The following is a 15026-nucleotide window of genomic DNA, read 5'->3' on the forward strand; positions in this document are numbered from 1 at the left end:
GTCACTGCGGGGGTCGCGACGCGACCCCCGCGAGGAGGGTGGCCAGCTCGTGCTGGCCCTGGGGGTTGGGGTGGAACCAGTCCCAGGTGCTGAGCTGGCCGGAGGTGAAGGCGTAGCGGAAGACGGCCCCGCCGTCGTAGCGGCAGCGGACGTACTGGGCGCACGCGGCGCCCATCGCCGCGTTGTACGCGACGACCCGGTCGCGTACCGCCGTCCGGCGGGAGCGGGCGGCGGGGGTGTCGGACGAGGGGTCGTCCAGCATCGACGGGCAGAGGCCGAGCTTCCAGAGCTGCTGGGCCAGCGGATTGCCGTGGCCCACCGACCACAGGTGCTGGAGGTCGGGGACGGAGGCGACCAGCACCTGGGTGGTCGGCAGTGTCCGGTGCAGATAGCTCAGCGTCTTCGCGAAGTCCGTGCGGAAGTCCGCGACGGACGTCATCGCCGCCGTCGAGGAGCGGCAGGCGTCGTTCGCCCCGATGAGGATCGTGACCATGGCCGGTTTGTGCGCGGCCGCGCTCTTCGCCTGGGCGGGGAGGTCGCGGACGCGCGCGCCGGTCTCCGCGACGTTCCAGACCGCGCCCTTGGTGAGGCGGCTCGCGACGCTGCCGACGGAGCCGCGGGTGCCGGTCGCCCAGGACACCTCGGGGCAGTCCAGGAGCGGCTTGCACGCGTCGAAGCCGCGGGTGATGGAGTCGCCGAGCGCGGCCACCGACGCCGGGTGGACGTTCCAGGGGCGCGCGGGGGCCGCGGGAGCGGCCTTCGGCGCGGAATGCGAGGTGTGTGCGGAGGGCGACCCGGCCGGGGGGCCCTTCGTCGCGGCGGGCGCCCCGCCCGTGGAGCATCCGCCCAGCAGAGCGGCACCGGCGACGAGCGCCAGGGAGTGTCGCAGGAGCGCGCGCATACGGGACTTCCCTCCGACGAGTGGGTGACATCCGCTACCAGCCCGACCGTACGTCACGCTCCAGGAGACGCCGCAAGGTAGCTTTTTCCCTGACACCCGGGCGATGTGACGGGAGGTCGGGCATGACCGGGCGTCAAACGTCTGGTGTTGTCCTGTTTGTCGTGAATAGTGCAGAATAAAGCCTGATGTTGCCCCGGGAGCAGCCGGTTCGGGCGGCGAGGCCGCTGGGGAAGGCGAACCTCGTCCCACACTGGAGGTACCGGTGACGACACGTGGTGTTCTGTACGTGCACGCCGCTCCGCGCGCGCTCTGCCCGCATGTCGAATGGGCCGTCGCGGGCGTCCTCGGCGTGCGCGTGAGCCTGGACTGGATCCGGCAGCCCGCCGCGCCCGGGACCTGGCGCGCCGAGTTCTCCTGGCAGGGCGAGCCCGGCACCGCCTCCAAGCTCGCGTCCGCGCTGCGCGGCTGGCATCTGCTGCGCTTCGAGGTCACCGCGGAGCCCAGCGCGGGCTCCGAGGGCGAGCGCTACAGCGCCACGCCCGAGCTGGGCATCTTCCACGCCGTCATCGGCATGCACGGCGACATCCTGATCCCCGAGGACCGGCTGCGCGCCGCGATGCAGCGCGCCCGCAAGGGCGAGGCCGACCTGGAGGCGGAGCTGGCGCGCCTGCTGGGCAAGCCCTGGGACGACGAGCTGGAGCCCTTCCGCTACGCGGGTGAGGGCGCCCCGGTCCGCTGGCTCCACCAGGTCGTCTGAGCCCGCCCCGCGCGCTCCCCCGTACGGCGGTACGGCCGCGCGTGACCCGTTTGGGCCCTGCCGCGGCGGCGGCACCGCACCGTAACCTGCGCTCATGTCCGACAACCTCACCGTCGCGGTCCTCGGCACCGGCCTGATGGGCGCCGGGATGGCCCGCAACCTGTCCGCCGCCGGTCATGACGTCCGGGTCTGGAACCGCACTGCCGCCAAGGCCGCGCCCCTCGCCGCCGACGGCATCGACGTCGTCACCGCCCCCGCGGACGCCGTACGCGGCGCCGACGCGGTGCTGACGATGCTGATCGACGGCCCGGCCACCCTCGACGTGCTCACCGCCGCCGAGCCCGCGCTCCCCGCCGGGGCCGTCTGGCTCCAGACAGGCACGGTCGGGCCCGAGGCGCAGGCGCTGCTCGCCGCCCGGGCCGCCGCCCACGACCTGCTCTTCGTCGACGCGCCCGTGCTCGGCACCCGCTCGGTCGCCGACTCCGGGCAGCTCACCGTGCTCGCGGCCGGGCCCGACGCCGCCCGCCCGGTCGCCGACAAGGTCTTCGACGCGATCGGGCGGACGACCGTATGGCTGCCCGGCGCGCCCGAGGAGGGCCCGGCCAGCCGGCTCAAGCTCGTGCTCAACAACTGGGTGCTGGCCCTGACCGCCGCGACCGGCGAGACGCTGGCCCTGGCCAAGGCGCTGGACGTCGACCCGGCGCGCTTCTTCGAGGCCATCGAGGGCGGCGCGATGGACTCGCCGTATCTGCGGATGAAGGCCGCGGCCATCCTCGGCGGCGACTTCAGCCCGAATTTCACGGTCGAGGGCGCCGCCAAGGACCTGGACCTGATCGTCGCGGCGGGCCAGGCGGCGGGTGTGCGGATGGACGTCGCCGCGGCCGGTTCCGCGCGCTTCCGCCGGGCCGCCGCCCAGGGGCACGGCGCCGAGGACATGGCGGCGGGCTACTTCGCCAGCTGGGACGGCTGAGGCGGCACGAAGGCAGCACGGAAAACGGTGGACCCGGGGCGGGCACACGGCCCGCCCCGGGTCCACCGGCGCTCAAGAGACGGAGGTCAGCTGCTCCAGCTCCGCACGGCCAGGACGACGTTGTGGCCGCCGAAGCCGAAGGAGTCGTTGAGGGCCGCGATCGTGCCCTCGGGCAGCGGACGCGGCGCGCCGGTGACGATGTCCGCGTCGGCCTCCGGGTCCTTCGTGGCGAGGTTGATGGTCGGCGGGGCCAGCCGGTGGTGCATGGCCAGCACGGTGGCGACCGTCTCGATACCGCCCGCGCCGCCGAGCAGGTGGCCGGTCATGGACTTGGTCGCGGAGACCGCCATGTGGTCCACGTCGTCGCCGAAGACGCTGCGCAGCGCCTTGATCTCCGCGATGTCGCCCTGCGGGGTGGACGTGGCGTGCGCGTTGACGTGCACGATCTCGGCCGGCTTGAGGTCGGAGTTGTCCAGCAGGTGCTGGAGGGCCGCCGCGATACCGCGGCCGCTCGGCTCCGGCTGGGTGATGTGGTGCGCGTCGGCGGAGATGCCCTGCCCTATCACCTCGGCGTACACCCGGGCGCCGCGCGCCCGCGCGTGGTCCACGGACTCCAGCACGACCACGCCCGCGCCCTCGCCCATCACGAAGCCGTTGCGGCCCTCGTCGAAGGGGCGGGAGGCGCCCTGCGGGTCCTCGTTGTTCTTGGACATCGCCATCATGTTGCCGAAGGCGACGATCGGCAGCGGGTGGATCGCCGCCTCCGTGCCGCCCGCCACCACGACGTCGGCGCGGCCGGTGCGGATCATCTCCACCGCGTAGCCGATCGCCTCGGCGCCCGAGGCGCACGCGCTGACCGGGGTGTGCACACCGGCCCGCGCGTTGACCTCGATGCCGACGTTCGCGGCCGGGCTGTTGGGCATCAGCATCGGCACGGTGTGCGGGGAGACCTTGCGGACGCCCTGCTCCCTGAGCACGTCGTACTGCCCGAGCAGGGTCGTCACACCGCCGATGCCGGACGCGATGACCGCGCCGAGCCGGTCCGGGTCGATCTTCTCGTCCTCGCCGGCCTTCGCGGTGTAGCCCGCGTCGGCCCACGCCTCACGCGCGGCGATCAGGGCGAACTGCGCGCTGCGGTCCAGCTTGCGGGCCAGCGGCCGCGGCAGCACCTCACCGGGCTCCACCGCGATCTGGGCGGCGATGCGGACCGGCAGTTCGGCGGCCCAGTCCTGTTCGAGCGGGCGCACGCCGGACCGTCCGGCCAGCAGCGCCTCCCAGGTCGACGCGCTGTCGCCACCCAGCGGTGTGGTTGCTCCGATACCGGTGACGACCACGGTGCGATTGGTCGGGCTCACAGGAATTGTCTCTCCACGTCTAGAAGGGCGGGCGACAGGCGCGTCGTCCCGGTTGCCGATCCCGGGCCGTACGGCCGAGGGATCGTTTCGGCCCGGTTACGGGCGTCAGGCCTGCTGGGCCTTGAGGATGTAGTCCGCGGCGTCGCCGACCGTCTTGAGGTTCTTGACGTCGTCGTCCGGGATCTTCACACCGAACCGCTCCTCGGCCGCCACGACGACCTCGACCATGGACAGCGAGTCGACGTCCAGGTCGTCGGTGAAGGACTTGTCGAGCTTGACGTCCTCGGTGGGGATGCCGGCGATCTCGTTCACGATCTCGGCGAGACCTTCGACGATCTCTTCCTGGGTGGCCATTGTCTTCGGGGCTCCTTGATGTGTAACCGGTAGCGACGGCGCGGGACTGCGGCGCCGCGAGGGTGTGACTAGGGGAGAGTAACCACCGTTGCCGCGTACACCAGACCCGCCCCGAAGCCGATGACCAGCGCGGTGTCACCGCTCTTGGCCGCACCGGTGGCGAGCAGCCGCTCCATGGCGAGCGGGATGGAGGCGGCGGAGGTGTTGCCGGTGGTCTCGATGTCGCGGGCGACCGCGACATGGTCGGGCAGCTTGAGCGCCTTGATCATCGAGTCGATGATCCGCATGTTCGCCTGGTGCGGGATGAAGGCGTCCAGCTGGTCGGCGGTGATCCCGGCGGCGTCCAGCGCCTCCTGGGCGACCTTGGCCATCTCGAAGACGGCCCAGCGGAAGACCGCCTGGCCCTCCTGGGTGATGGCCGGGAATTTCACCTTGCCGGTCGAGTCCAGCGGCAGCGGCTCGGACTCGTCGGCGTCGGCGCGGAAGCGGTCCCACGCCACGGTCTGCTTGATGGTCTCGGACTTGTCGCCCTCCGAGCCCCACACCGTCGGGCCTATCGCGGGCACCTGGGAGGGGCCGACGATGACCGCGCCCGCGCCGTCGCCGAACAGGAAGGCCGTCGCGCGGTCCTCCAGGTCGGTCAGGTCGCTCAGCCGCTCCACACCGATCACCAGCACGTACTTCGCGGTGCCGTCGGTGACCATGCCCTTGGCGAGGGTCAGGCCGTACGTGAAGCCCGCGCAGCCCGCCGAGATGTCGAACGCGGCCGGCTTGCCCGCGCCGAGGCGGTGCGCGATCTCGGTCGCGACGGCCGGGGTCTGCTTGAAGTGCGACACGGTCGCGACGACGACGGCGTCGATCTCCGAGGCGCTGATCCCGGCGTCGGCGACGGCCTTGCCGCCCGCCGCGAGCGACATCTCCGCGACGGTCTCCTCCGGGCCCGCCCAGTGCCGGCTGGCGATGCCGGACCGCGACCGGATCCACTCGTCGCTGGAGTCGATACGCTCCAGGATCACCTCGTTGGGCACCACCCGGCTGGGGCGGTAGCCGCCCACACCGAGGATCCGCGCGTACGGGGAGCCCTTGCTGGGGCTGATCTTCGCTGTCATCGCTGCAACGGCTCCTGTTCGGCGGGTGCTTCGGATGCGGCCGCGGCTGCGGCGTCCTCCGCGATCAGCTCGCGGGCCGCTTCCAGGTCCTCGGGGGTCTTCAGCGCCAGCGTCCGGACCCCGGGCAGCGCCCGCTTGGCGAGCCCCACGAGGGTGCCACCGGGCGAGACCTCGATGATCGCGGTGACGCCGCGCTCCTGAAACGTCTGCATGCACAGATCCCAGCGCACCGGGTTGGACACCTGAGCGACAAGCCGGCGTACGACCTCGGCGCCACTGTTGACGGTCTGCCCGTCGGCGTTGGAAACATACGGGACGGACGGGTCGTTTACGGCCAACTTCGGCGCGAGCGCCTCCAGCGCGGCGACCGCGGGGGCCATGTGGGCGGTGTGGAACGCGCCGGCCACCTTGAGCGCGATGACCCGCGCCTTCTCCGGCCGGTTCGCGGACAGCTCGGCGAGCTGCTCCAGGGTGCCCGCGGCGACGATCTGCCCGGCCCCGTTGATGTTCGCCGGGGTCAGGCCCAGCGAGTCGAGGTGGGCCAGCACCGTGTCGGGGTCACCGCCGAGGACCGCTGACATGCCGGTCGCGGTCACGGCGGCGGCGTCGGCCATCGCCCGGCCGCGGGCGGCGGTGAAGGCGATCGCGTCGTCCGCCGGGATCACACCGGCGAGCGCGGCAGCGGTGATCTCGCCGACGCTGTGTCCGGCGAGCATGCCCGGTGTGACACCGAGCGCGTCCGCGGACAGCAGACCGGCGGCCACCAGCAGCGGCTGCGCCACCTTGGTGTCGCGGATCTCGTCCGCGTCGGCCTCGGTGCCGTAGCGGGCCAGGTCGAGTTCGGCCGCGGCGGACCACCCGGCGAGGCGGTCGGCGGCGCCGGGCAGTTCGAGCCAGGGGGCGAGGAAGCCGGGCGTCTGTGCGCCCTGGCCGGGAGCGACGAGTACGAGCACGTTCACACTCTCTCTCGCCGACGGGGTCCGACGCCCGTGGGGACAGGGACCAAGAACTGTGAGGTGATTTGTGGGTGTCCAACAAACCCTCAGTGTGGGCGCTCGCTGTCGGAGAGCCGGCCGAGGATCAGGGCAATGCGCAGGGTGAACGCCGAGCGCACATCGGAGGGTGACCAGCCGGTGACATCGGTCACACGTCGCAGCCGGTAGCGGACGGTATTGGGGTGCACGAACAGCATCCGCGCGGCCCCTTCCAGCGAAGACGCCTGCTCCAGATAGACACTCAGCGTCTCCAGCAGCGCCGAACCCGCCTCTTCGAGCGGCCTGTAGATCTCCTCCACCAACTGCTCGCGGGCTGTACGGTCGCCGGCCATCGCCCGCTCGGGCAGCAGATCGTCCGACGACACCGGCCGCGGCGCGTCCGGCCACGCCTGGCAGGCCCGCAGGCCCGCGGCCGCGGCCTGCGCGGACCGGGTCGCCGACAGCAGGTCGCCGACCACCGGGCCCGCCACCACCGGGCCGGGCGCGAACGGACCGATCAGCGCCTTCGCGACCCGCAGCGGATCGTCCGAGCCGCCCGCCACCACGACCAGCCGCTCGCCCAGCACACCGGTCAGCACCTGCAGCTTCGCGTGCCGGGACGCCCGCCGGATCGCCTCCACCGTCAGCTCGCTGTCGCCGTTGGGCGCGGTGCCCAGCACCACCACGATCTTGTCCGGCGAATTCCAGCCCAGCGCCGCGGCGCGGGAGAGCACGCCCTCGTCCGCCTCGCCGGACAGCACCGCGTTGACCACCAGCGACTCCAGCCGGGCGTCCCACGCGCCGCGCGCCTCCGCGGCCTGCGCGTAGACCTGCGCGGTGGCGAAGGCGATCTCGCGGGCGTACACCAGCAGCGCCTCGCGCAGCACCGCCTCGTCGCCGGGCGCCGCGACCTCGTCGATCGCGGCCTCCATGACCTCGATCGTGGTCCGCACCATCTCCACGGTCTGCCGCAGCGAGATCGCCCGGGTCAGCTCGCGCGGCGCGGTGCCGAAGACGTCCGTGCTGATCGCCTGCGGCGCCTCGGGGTGCCGGAACCACTCGGTGAAGGCCGCGATGCCCGCCTGGGCGACCAGGCCGATCCAGGAGCGGTTCTCCGGCGGCATCGCGCGGTACCAGGGCAGCGACTCGTCCATCCGGGCGATGGCGTTGGCGGCCAGCCGCCCCGCCGACTTCTCCAGCCGGCGCAGCGTCGCGGAGTGCTCCCCGCGGCCGGGTTCGGCGGGGGGCTGCGGAGACTGAGAGGCATGCGGCACGTGGCCAAGCCTATGGGGTCCGATTTCCCGCCTTTCGCCGGATGCCTGTTCGTGGGCTTTACCGCCCCCTTGTCCGGCCTGCCGCTACGGTGGCGGCATGATCGACGTACGGCGGGCCGCGGACCGCTACCGCGGTGGTGACGAGGCCGCCGGGATCGACACCCGGCACGCCTTCTCCTTCTCCGGCTTCTACGACCCCGGCAACGTCCGCTTCGGGCTGCTCGTGGCCTGCAACGAGGAGCGGCTCGCGCCGGGCGCCGGATTCGCCGAGCACGCGCACCGCGACACGGAGATCGTGACGTGGGTCGCCGAGGGCTCGCTGGAGCACCGGGACGCGTCGGGGCGCGTCGTACGGCTGGGGGCGGGGGACGCGCAACTGCTGGGCGCGGGCTCGGGGGTGCGGCACATCGAGGCCAACGCCGGGGCCGGGCCGCTGCGCTTCCTCCAGATGTGGCTGCACCCCGGCGACTTCGGGGCGCCCCCCGTGTACGCCGCCGCGACCGCGCCCGTGCCGCGGGGCCCCGGCCTCACCCTCCTCGCCGGCGCCGACCCCGCCGCCCCGCTCCCCCTGCGCCAGCCCGCCGCAACCCTCTGGGCAGGCCGCCCCACCGCCCCGGACGAGGTGCCCCTCCCACCCGCCCGTTTCGGCTACGTCCACGTACTCCGCGGAACCGTACGGCTCGACGGAGCCGAACTCTCCCCGGGCGACGCCGCCCGCCTCACCGACGAGCCCTCCGCCGCCCTCAGCACCCCGGGCCCCGCGGAATACGTCTACTGGGCGATGAACGCGGAGCCTTCCTTCGGCTGAGGCCCAGCCCTCCGGGCTGCCACGTTCCGCCGTCGCGGGACCTTCTGCCGGTGGGGGCTTGTCGCGCAGTTCCCCGCGCCCCTAAAAACGCTCACCCTGCGCGGTAAGGGCTCGCTTCTGCCGCGCAGGGCAACAAACCAGGGGCGCGAGGAACTGCGCTACCAGCCACGATGCATCCGCACTCGCCCGACAGGGGCAAGGGGCACCCCCCTCAGGCGTTCCCGGCGAGCACCGCGTCAGTGAAGCGCGGCCACGCGTCGATTGCCCAGGGACCGAAGTCGCGGTCGGTCAGGGCCGCGCAGGCCAGCCCTGCCGCCGGGTCGAACCACAGGAACGTGCCGGACTGGCCGAAGTGGCCGAAGGTCGCGGGGGAGGAGAGGGCGCCCGTCCAGTGGGGGGATTTCGTCGCGCGGATCTCGAAGCCGAGGCCCCAGTCGTTGGGGGACTGCATGCCGTAGCCGGGGAGGACGCCGCGCAGGCCGGGGAAGGCGACCTCGCCGGTCGCGGCGGCCACCGTCGTGGGGTGGAGCAGGCGCGGGGCCTGGACCTCCGCCGCGAAGCGGGCGAGGTCGGCCGCGGTGGAGACCGCGCCCGCGCCGGGGGAGCCCGGCAGGGTGGTGGCGGTCATGCCGAGCGGCCGCAGCACCGCCTCGTCGAGGTAGGAGGCGAAGGGCATCCCCGCGGCCTTCGCGACGGTCTCGCCGAGCACCTCGAAGCCCGCGTTGGAGTAGATCCGCCGGGTGCCCGGCGCGGCCATGACCCGGTGCTCGTCGAAGGCCAGGCCCGAGGTGTGCGCGAGCAGATGGCGTACGGTCGAGCCGTCCGGCCCGGCGGGGTCGTCGAGCTCGAAGGCGCCCTCCTCGTACCCGACGAGCACCGCGTAGGCGGTGAGCGGCTTGGTCACCGAGGCCAGCGGGAAGGGCCGGTCCTGCGGGCCGTACGCGCCCGCGACCGTACCGTCCCTGCGTACGACGACCGCTGCCGCGTTCGGTACCGGCCACTGCGCGATCATCCCCAGGCTCTCCATGCGGCGAGCCTAATAGGCTGTACTTGCTTGGAGTGCACTCCAAGGTCTTAGCGTGGAGACCATGACGGTCGTCCAGATGGTGAAGCAGGAAGCACCCCCGGCCGCGGTGTGCGCGCCGCCCCCGCCGTACCCGAGACCCGACGGGCGGGACCAGTACACGATCAGCGAGGTCGCCGAGCTGACCGGGCTGAGCGCGCACACGCTGCGCTGGTACGAGCGCATCGGGCTCATGCCGCACGTGGACCGCTCGAACACCGGGCAGCGCCGCTTCCGCAACCGGGATCTGGACTGGCTGGCCTTCGTCGGGAAGCTGCGGCTCACCGGTATGCCGGTCGCCGACATGGTCACGTACGCGGAGATGGTGAAGGCCGGGGAGCGGACCTTCGCGCAGCGCAAGGCGCTGCTGGAGGCGACCCGGGTGGACGTCGTCGCGCGGATCGCCGAGCTGCAGGACACCCTGACGGTGCTCGACCACAAGATCAGTACGTACGCGGGCGCCGAGGCGGCGCCGGAGAGGACAGGTGCGTGATGGCTGCCGGACGGATCGAGACGGTACGGCTGGGCGCGGACGGCCCGCCGGTCGGTGTCCAGGGCCTGGGCTGCATGGGCATGAGCGAGTTCTACGGCGACACCGACGAGGCCGCCGCCCGCGAGACGCTGGAGACCGCGCTGGCCGCGGGAGTGACCCTCTTCGACACCGCCGACATGTACGGCATCGGTGCCAACGAGGAATTCCTCGCGCCCTTCCTCGCCGCGCACCGCGACGAGGTCACCCTCGCGACGAAGTTCGCCAACGAGCGCCGCGCGGACGACCCGACCTACCGGGCCATCCGCAACGACCCGCCCTACATCCGGCAGGCCGTCGACGCGAGCCTGCGCCGCCTGGGCATCGACGTCATCGACCTGTACTACATGCACCGCCGCAACCCGGACGTGCCGCTCGCCGAGTCGGTCGGCGCGATGGCCGAGCTGGTCGCCGCGGGCAAGGTGCGCCACCTCGGGCTGTCCGAGGTGACCGGCCCCGAGCTGCGCGAGGCGCACGCGGTGCACCCGATCGCCGCGGTGCAGTCGGAGTGGTCGCTCTTCAGCCGGGACGTCGAGAAGTCGGTGGTCGGCGCGGCGGCCGAGCTGGGCGTGGCCTTCGTGCCGTACTCCCCGCTCGGGCGCGGCTTCCTGACCGGCTCCTTCCAGGACGCCACCGCCGACCTCGCGGCGAACGACTTCCGCCGCCACCAGCCGCGCTTCACCGGCGACAACGCCCGGCGCAACGCGGAGCTGCTGGAGCCGGTCCGCCGGATCGCCAAGGCGCACGACGCGACGGTCGGCCAGATCGCGCTGGCGTGGGTGCACTCGCGGGCCCGGGTGCACGGCCTCACGGTCGTGCCGATCCCCGGCACCCGCAAGGCCTCCCGCGTGCTGGAGAACGTCGCGGCGTCCCGTATCGCCCTGGACGAGGCCGAGCTGGCCGAGCTGGAGCCGATCGCCGCGCAGGTGGCGGGCGACCGCTACCCGGACATGAGCAGCACGTCCGACGCGCGCGAGTAGCCGCGTGCTACGGCCGGACGCGGGCCCCCCGGATCGCCGCGAGCACCGCGGCGGCGAAGGGCAGCGACTCCTGCACCGGGCCGTAGCCCAGACCGAACAGCACGGCGGCCGGGTCCTGGTCGGGTTCGCCCGGCTGGGGCCCGCCGTCGCGCCGCAGCAGCCGCAGGTAGCCGTGCAGCAGCTCCGGTGAGCGCCAGTCGACGCCGCGCAGCTCCTCGACCGGGAAGCTCTGGTCCCCGGCCTTCCACTTGGCGGTCGACGCGCCCGTCCAGAACCAGCGGAAGGTGACCGTGCGGCCGTCGAACAGCGCCCGCGCGTCGTACGCCTTGAAGGCCAGCGGCGGCGCGGGCGCGTCCACCAGGAAGCGGCCCAGCGGCTCGCCGGGTCCGGCGATCACCGCGCGTAGCTCGTCGCGGTAGAACTCCGCGAGGGTCTCCGAGGAGTCCGGCAGGATCAGCCGGTAGGGGTCAGCGGTCTCCTTGAGCTGCCCGCCCGCCGCCTCGACCAGCGGGTCCGCCCCCGCCCGCGGCACCGCCCGCAGCACCACATGGCCGCGGCGGCCCGCCTCCAGCTCCACCGCCTCCAGCGCGGCGTGCGGGATCCGGCGCTCGCGCAGCGCGGTGAGCAGCCGCGCGTTGCGGCCCGCGCTCCGGCTGTACCGGATCACCACGGCGTCGGGCTCGAACTCCCATACGGCATTGCTGCCGGCCAGCACATCGCCCATACGCGTCACCCTATGCGTAATCGGTCCAACCCTCTGCCCCACGGTGCAGGCCCGTTACGCGGACGGGCGCGCGTCCTCCCGGGTGACGCAGGAGCAGCGGGTCGCCCAGGGCGTGCCGGAGCCCCGGGCGGCCACCGGCCGCCCGGGGCTCCGGGGGAGTGCGGGTCAGGCGTCGCCGCCGGCCGCGCCGGGGTCGGCCGCCGCCGCGTCGAGCAGCTGGTAGCGGTCCACCGCCTGCTTGAGCACCGACCGGTCCACCTTGCCGTCCTGCGCCAGCTCGGTCAGCACGGCGAGCACGATCGACTCGGCGTCGATGTGGAAGAAGCGCCGTGCGGCCCCGCGTGTGTCGGCGAAGCCGAAGCCGTCCGCGCCCAGCGAGGTGTACCGCCCCGGCACCCAGCGGGCGATCTGGTCCGGCACCGCGCGCATCCAGTCCGAGACGGCCACGAAGGGCCCTTCGGCGCCGGTGAGCTTGCGCGTCACGTACGGCACCTGCTGCTCCTCCTCGGGGTGCAGCAGGTTGTGCTCCTCGACGGCGACGGCCTCGCGCCGCAGCTCGTTCCAGGAGGTCGCGGACCACACATCGGCCGCCACGTTCCACTGCTCGGCGAGGATGCGCTGGGCCTGGAGTGCCCACGGCACGGCCACGCCGGACGCCATGATCTGCGCCGGGATCGCCCCGGCCTGCGCGGCGCCGACCCGGTGGATGCCCTGGAGGATGCCCTCGACGTCCACGTCGGCGGGCTCGGCCGGGTGCTGGATCGGCTCGTTGTAGACCGTCAGGTAGTAGAAGACGTCCTCGCCGGGCTGCCCGTCCGCCGTCTCCCCGTACATCCGGCGCAGGCCGTCCTGCACGATGTGCGCGATCTCGTACCCGTAGGCCGGGTCGTAGGCCACGCATCCGGGGTTGCTGGACGCCAGCAGCTGGGAGTGGCCGTCGGCGTGCTGCAGGCCCTCGCCGGTGAGCGTGGTGCGGCCGGCGGTGGCGCCGAGCACGAAGCCGCGGGAGAGCTGGTCCGCCATCTGCCAGAACTGGTCGCCGGTGCGCTGGAAGCCGAACATCGAGTAGAAGACGTAGACCGGGATGAGCGGCTCGCCGTGCGTGGCGTAGGCCGAGCCCGCGGCGATGAGCGAGGCCGTGCAGCCCGCCTCGGAGATGCCGTCGTGCAGCATCTGGCCGGTCGGCGACTCCTTGTAGGCGAGCAGCAGCTCGCGGTCCACCGACTCGTACTGCTGGCCCAGCGGGTTGTAGATCTTCGCGCTCGGGAAGAACGCGTCCATGCCGAAGGTGCGGTATTCGTCGGGCGCGATCAGCACGAAGCGCTTGCCGATCTCCTTGTCCCGCATCAGGTCCTTCAGCACCCGGACGAAGGCCATCGTGGTGGCGATCGCCTGGGCGCCCGAGCCCTTCTTCGCCGCCGCGTACGCCTTGTCGCCCGGCAGCGGCAGCGGCTTGGCGCGCACCACCCGGGTCGGCACGTACCCACCGCAGGCCTTGCGGTGGTCGTGCATGTACTGGATCTCCTCCGACTCCCGGCCGGGGTGGTAGTACGGCGGGTAGCCCTCGTCGAGCTGCTTGTCGGTGATCGGCAGGTGCAGCCGGTCGCGGAAGCGCTTGAGGTCGTCGACGGTGAGCTTCTTCATCTGGTGGGTCGCGTTGCGGCCCTCGAAGTTCGGCCCGAGCGTCCAGCCCTTGATGGTCTGGGCGAGGATCACCGTCGGCTGGCCCTTGTGCTCCATCGCGGCGGTGTAGGCGGCGAAGATCTTGCGGTGGTCGTGGCCGCCGCGCCCGAGGTGCAGGATCTGCTCGTCGGTGAGGTTCTCGACCATCTTGCGCAGCCGCTGGTCGCTGCCGAAGAAGTGGTCGCGGATGTAGCCGCCGGACTCGGTGGCGTACGTCTGGAACTGGCCGTCCGGCGTGGTGTTCATCTTGTTGACGAGCAGGCCGTCGCGGTCCTGGGCGAGCAGCGGGTCCCAGGAGCGGTCCCAGACGAGCTTGATCACGTTCCAGCCGGCGCCGCGGAACTGCGACTCCAGCTCCTGGATGATCTTGCCGTTGCCGCGTACCGGGCCGTCGAGGCGCTGCAGGTTGCAGTTGACGACGAAGGTCAGGTTGTCCAGGCCCTCGCGGGCGGCGATGGACAGCTGGCCGAGCGACTCCGGCTCGTCCATCTCGCCGTCGCCGAGGAAGGCCCACACGTGCGAGGCGGAGGTGTCGGCGATGCCGCGCGCGTGCATGTAGCGGTTCATCCGGGCCTGGTAGATCGCGCTGAGCGGGCCGAGGCCCATCGACACGGTCGGGAATTCCCAGAAGTCCGGCATCAGCCGCGGGTGCGGGTAGCTCGACAGCCCGTTGGGCGCCTTCGACTTCTCCTGGCGGAAGGCGTCGAGGTTGGCCTCGGTCAGCCGGTCGAGCAGGAAGGCGCGGGCGTAGATGCCGGGCGAGGCGTGGCCCTGGAAGAAGATCTGGTCGCCGCCGCGGCCGTCGTCCTTGCCGCGGAAGAAGTGGTTGAAGCCCACGTCGTAGAGCGAGGCCGAGGACGCGAAGGTCGCGATGTGGCCGCCGACACCGATTCCGGGGCGCTGCGCGCGCGACACCATGACGGCCGCGTTCCACCGGGTGGCGTTGAGGATGCGCCGCTCGATCTCCTCGTTGCCGGGGAAGAACGGTTCGTCCCGGGTGGCGATCGTGTTGACGTAGTCGGTGCTGCGCATCTCGGGCACCGCGACGCGCTTCTCGCGGGCGCGCTCGATGAGCCGCAGCATCAGGTAGCGGGCCCGCTCACGGCCGCGCTCGTCGATGGCCGCGTCCAGCGAGTCCAGCCATTCCGCCGTCTCCTCGGGATCGAAATCCGGGACCTGGCTCGGAAGGCCGCCAATGATGATCGGGTTGCGATCGGATGCGGAAGCCACGCTGTTCCTTTGCTGCTCGGTGGGGGTGCCCGTTGTGCACCGCGGGGTCGCGCCGCATCCATCGTGGACCGCCCCGCGTCAAACGTCATCTCTACCCAGTGGTAACCGCGGAACATCCGGGACTGCGGCGATTCGGCCGGGTCCCACCCGCGGCCAAACGCGAACTCTACGCCCACTCGGACGTACGACCGACTGGCGGCGCCAATCGTGCGTAACACCGGCAAACCGTCGTGAGCTGCGTCACCATGGGGAGTACGGGTTGCGGCGACACGGTCGAATCGTCACCGTTTCGGCGGTCTCGTACGCCGGGTACTT

General features: G+C 72.5%; 13 protein-coding genes and 1 pseudogene. 5 read left to right on the forward strand and 9 right to left on the reverse strand.

The window, feature by feature from the left end:
• Window position 1: 1 nt before the first annotated feature.
• A complete protein-coding gene (locus tag ACH4SL_RS11265; RefSeq protein ID WP_398443728.1) occupies window positions 2–901 on the reverse strand; it encodes an SGNH/GDSL hydrolase family protein in 900 nt (299 codons plus the stop codon).
• Between the two features lie 262 nt (window positions 902–1163).
• Here ACH4SL_RS11265 and ACH4SL_RS11270 point away from each other — a divergent pair, with 262 nt between their 5' ends.
• Together ACH4SL_RS11270 and ACH4SL_RS11275 are read left to right on the forward strand one after the other, a co-directional pair.
• Window positions 1164–1658: a DUF3145 domain-containing protein gene (locus ACH4SL_RS11270; RefSeq protein ID WP_398191896.1), complete on the forward strand. Its 495-nt coding sequence runs from the start codon at window positions 1164–1166 to the stop codon at window positions 1656–1658.
• A gap of 94 nt (window positions 1659–1752) precedes the next feature.
• Window positions 1753–2628, forward strand: coding sequence for an NAD(P)-dependent oxidoreductase (locus ACH4SL_RS11275; RefSeq protein ID WP_398443730.1), 876 nt, complete (start codon window positions 1753–1755; stop codon window positions 2626–2628).
• Between the two features lie 86 nt (window positions 2629–2714).
• On the opposite strand, the gene fabF is transcribed toward ACH4SL_RS11275, so the two are convergent.
• The 5 genes from fabF to ACH4SL_RS11300 all read right to left on the reverse strand — a co-directional run bounded on the left by fabF (window position 2715) and on the right by ACH4SL_RS11300 (window position 7694).
• Entirely contained in the window at window positions 2715–3983 is a 1269-nt protein-coding gene (fabF, locus tag ACH4SL_RS11280; protein ID WP_398443732.1) for a beta-ketoacyl-ACP synthase II, read from the reverse strand.
• Between the two features lie 105 nt (window positions 3984–4088).
• Window positions 4089–4337: an acyl carrier protein gene (locus ACH4SL_RS11285; protein WP_398191887.1), complete on the reverse strand. Its 249-nt coding sequence runs from the start codon at window positions 4335–4337 to the stop codon at window positions 4089–4091.
• Window positions 4338–4405: 68 nt separating this feature from the next.
• A complete protein-coding gene (locus ACH4SL_RS11290) occupies window positions 4406–5446 on the reverse strand; it encodes a ketoacyl-ACP synthase III (protein WP_398443734.1) in 1041 nt (346 codons plus the stop codon).
• A complete protein-coding gene (locus tag ACH4SL_RS11295; protein WP_398443736.1) occupies window positions 5443–6405 on the reverse strand; it encodes an ACP S-malonyltransferase in 963 nt (320 codons plus the stop codon). Before ACH4SL_RS11295 ends, ACH4SL_RS11290 begins: the two co-directional genes overlap by 4 nt.
• Before the next feature lie 83 nt (window positions 6406–6488).
• Window positions 6489–7694, reverse strand: coding sequence for a PucR family transcriptional regulator (locus tag ACH4SL_RS11300; protein ID WP_398443738.1), 1206 nt, complete (start codon window positions 7692–7694; stop codon window positions 6489–6491).
• A 97-nt stretch (window positions 7695–7791) separates the two neighbouring features.
• On the opposite strand from ACH4SL_RS11300, the gene ACH4SL_RS11305 reads away from it, so the two are divergent.
• A complete protein-coding gene (locus ACH4SL_RS11305) occupies window positions 7792–8502 on the forward strand; it encodes a pirin family protein (RefSeq protein ID WP_398443740.1) in 711 nt (236 codons plus the stop codon).
• Window positions 8503–8713: 211 nt separating this feature from the next.
• On the opposite strand, the gene ACH4SL_RS11310 is transcribed toward ACH4SL_RS11305, so the two are convergent.
• Complete coding sequence (locus ACH4SL_RS11310; protein WP_398443742.1) at window positions 8714–9529, reverse strand: serine hydrolase domain-containing protein; 816 nt, start codon at window positions 9527–9529, stop codon at window positions 8714–8716.
• Window positions 9530–9590: 61 nt separating this feature from the next.
• Here ACH4SL_RS11310 and ACH4SL_RS11315 point away from each other — a divergent pair, with 61 nt between their 5' ends.
• Window positions 9591–10058 carry a MerR family transcriptional regulator gene (locus tag ACH4SL_RS11315; protein ID WP_398444104.1) on the forward strand — a complete coding sequence of 156 codons (468 nt, stop codon included), beginning with the start codon at window positions 9591–9593 and terminating at the stop codon, window positions 10056–10058.
• Window positions 10058–11074: an aldo/keto reductase gene (locus tag ACH4SL_RS11320; protein ID WP_398443744.1), complete on the forward strand. Its 1017-nt coding sequence runs from the start codon at window positions 10058–10060 to the stop codon at window positions 11072–11074. Before ACH4SL_RS11315 ends, ACH4SL_RS11320 begins: the two co-directional genes overlap by 1 nt.
• A 28-nt stretch (window positions 11075–11102) precedes the next feature.
• On the opposite strand, the pseudogene ACH4SL_RS11325 reads toward ACH4SL_RS11320, so the two are convergent.
• Together ACH4SL_RS11325 and aceE are read right to left on the reverse strand one after the other, a co-directional pair.
• Window positions 11103–11798 (reverse strand): annotated as a pseudogene (locus ACH4SL_RS11325) (DUF4429 domain-containing protein); the annotation flags it as partial.
• Between the two features lie 165 nt (window positions 11799–11963).
• Window positions 11964–14711 (reverse strand): pyruvate dehydrogenase (acetyl-transferring), homodimeric type, encoded by a 2748-nt coding sequence (gene aceE, locus ACH4SL_RS11330; RefSeq protein ID WP_398443747.1) that lies wholly within the window; start codon window positions 14709–14711, stop codon window positions 11964–11966.
• Between the last annotated feature and the right edge of the window lie 315 nt (window positions 14712–15026).

Source organism: Streptomyces sp. NPDC021020, from assembly GCF_044333285.1.
GTDB lineage: Bacteria > Actinomycetota > Actinomycetes > Streptomycetales > Streptomycetaceae > Actinacidiphila.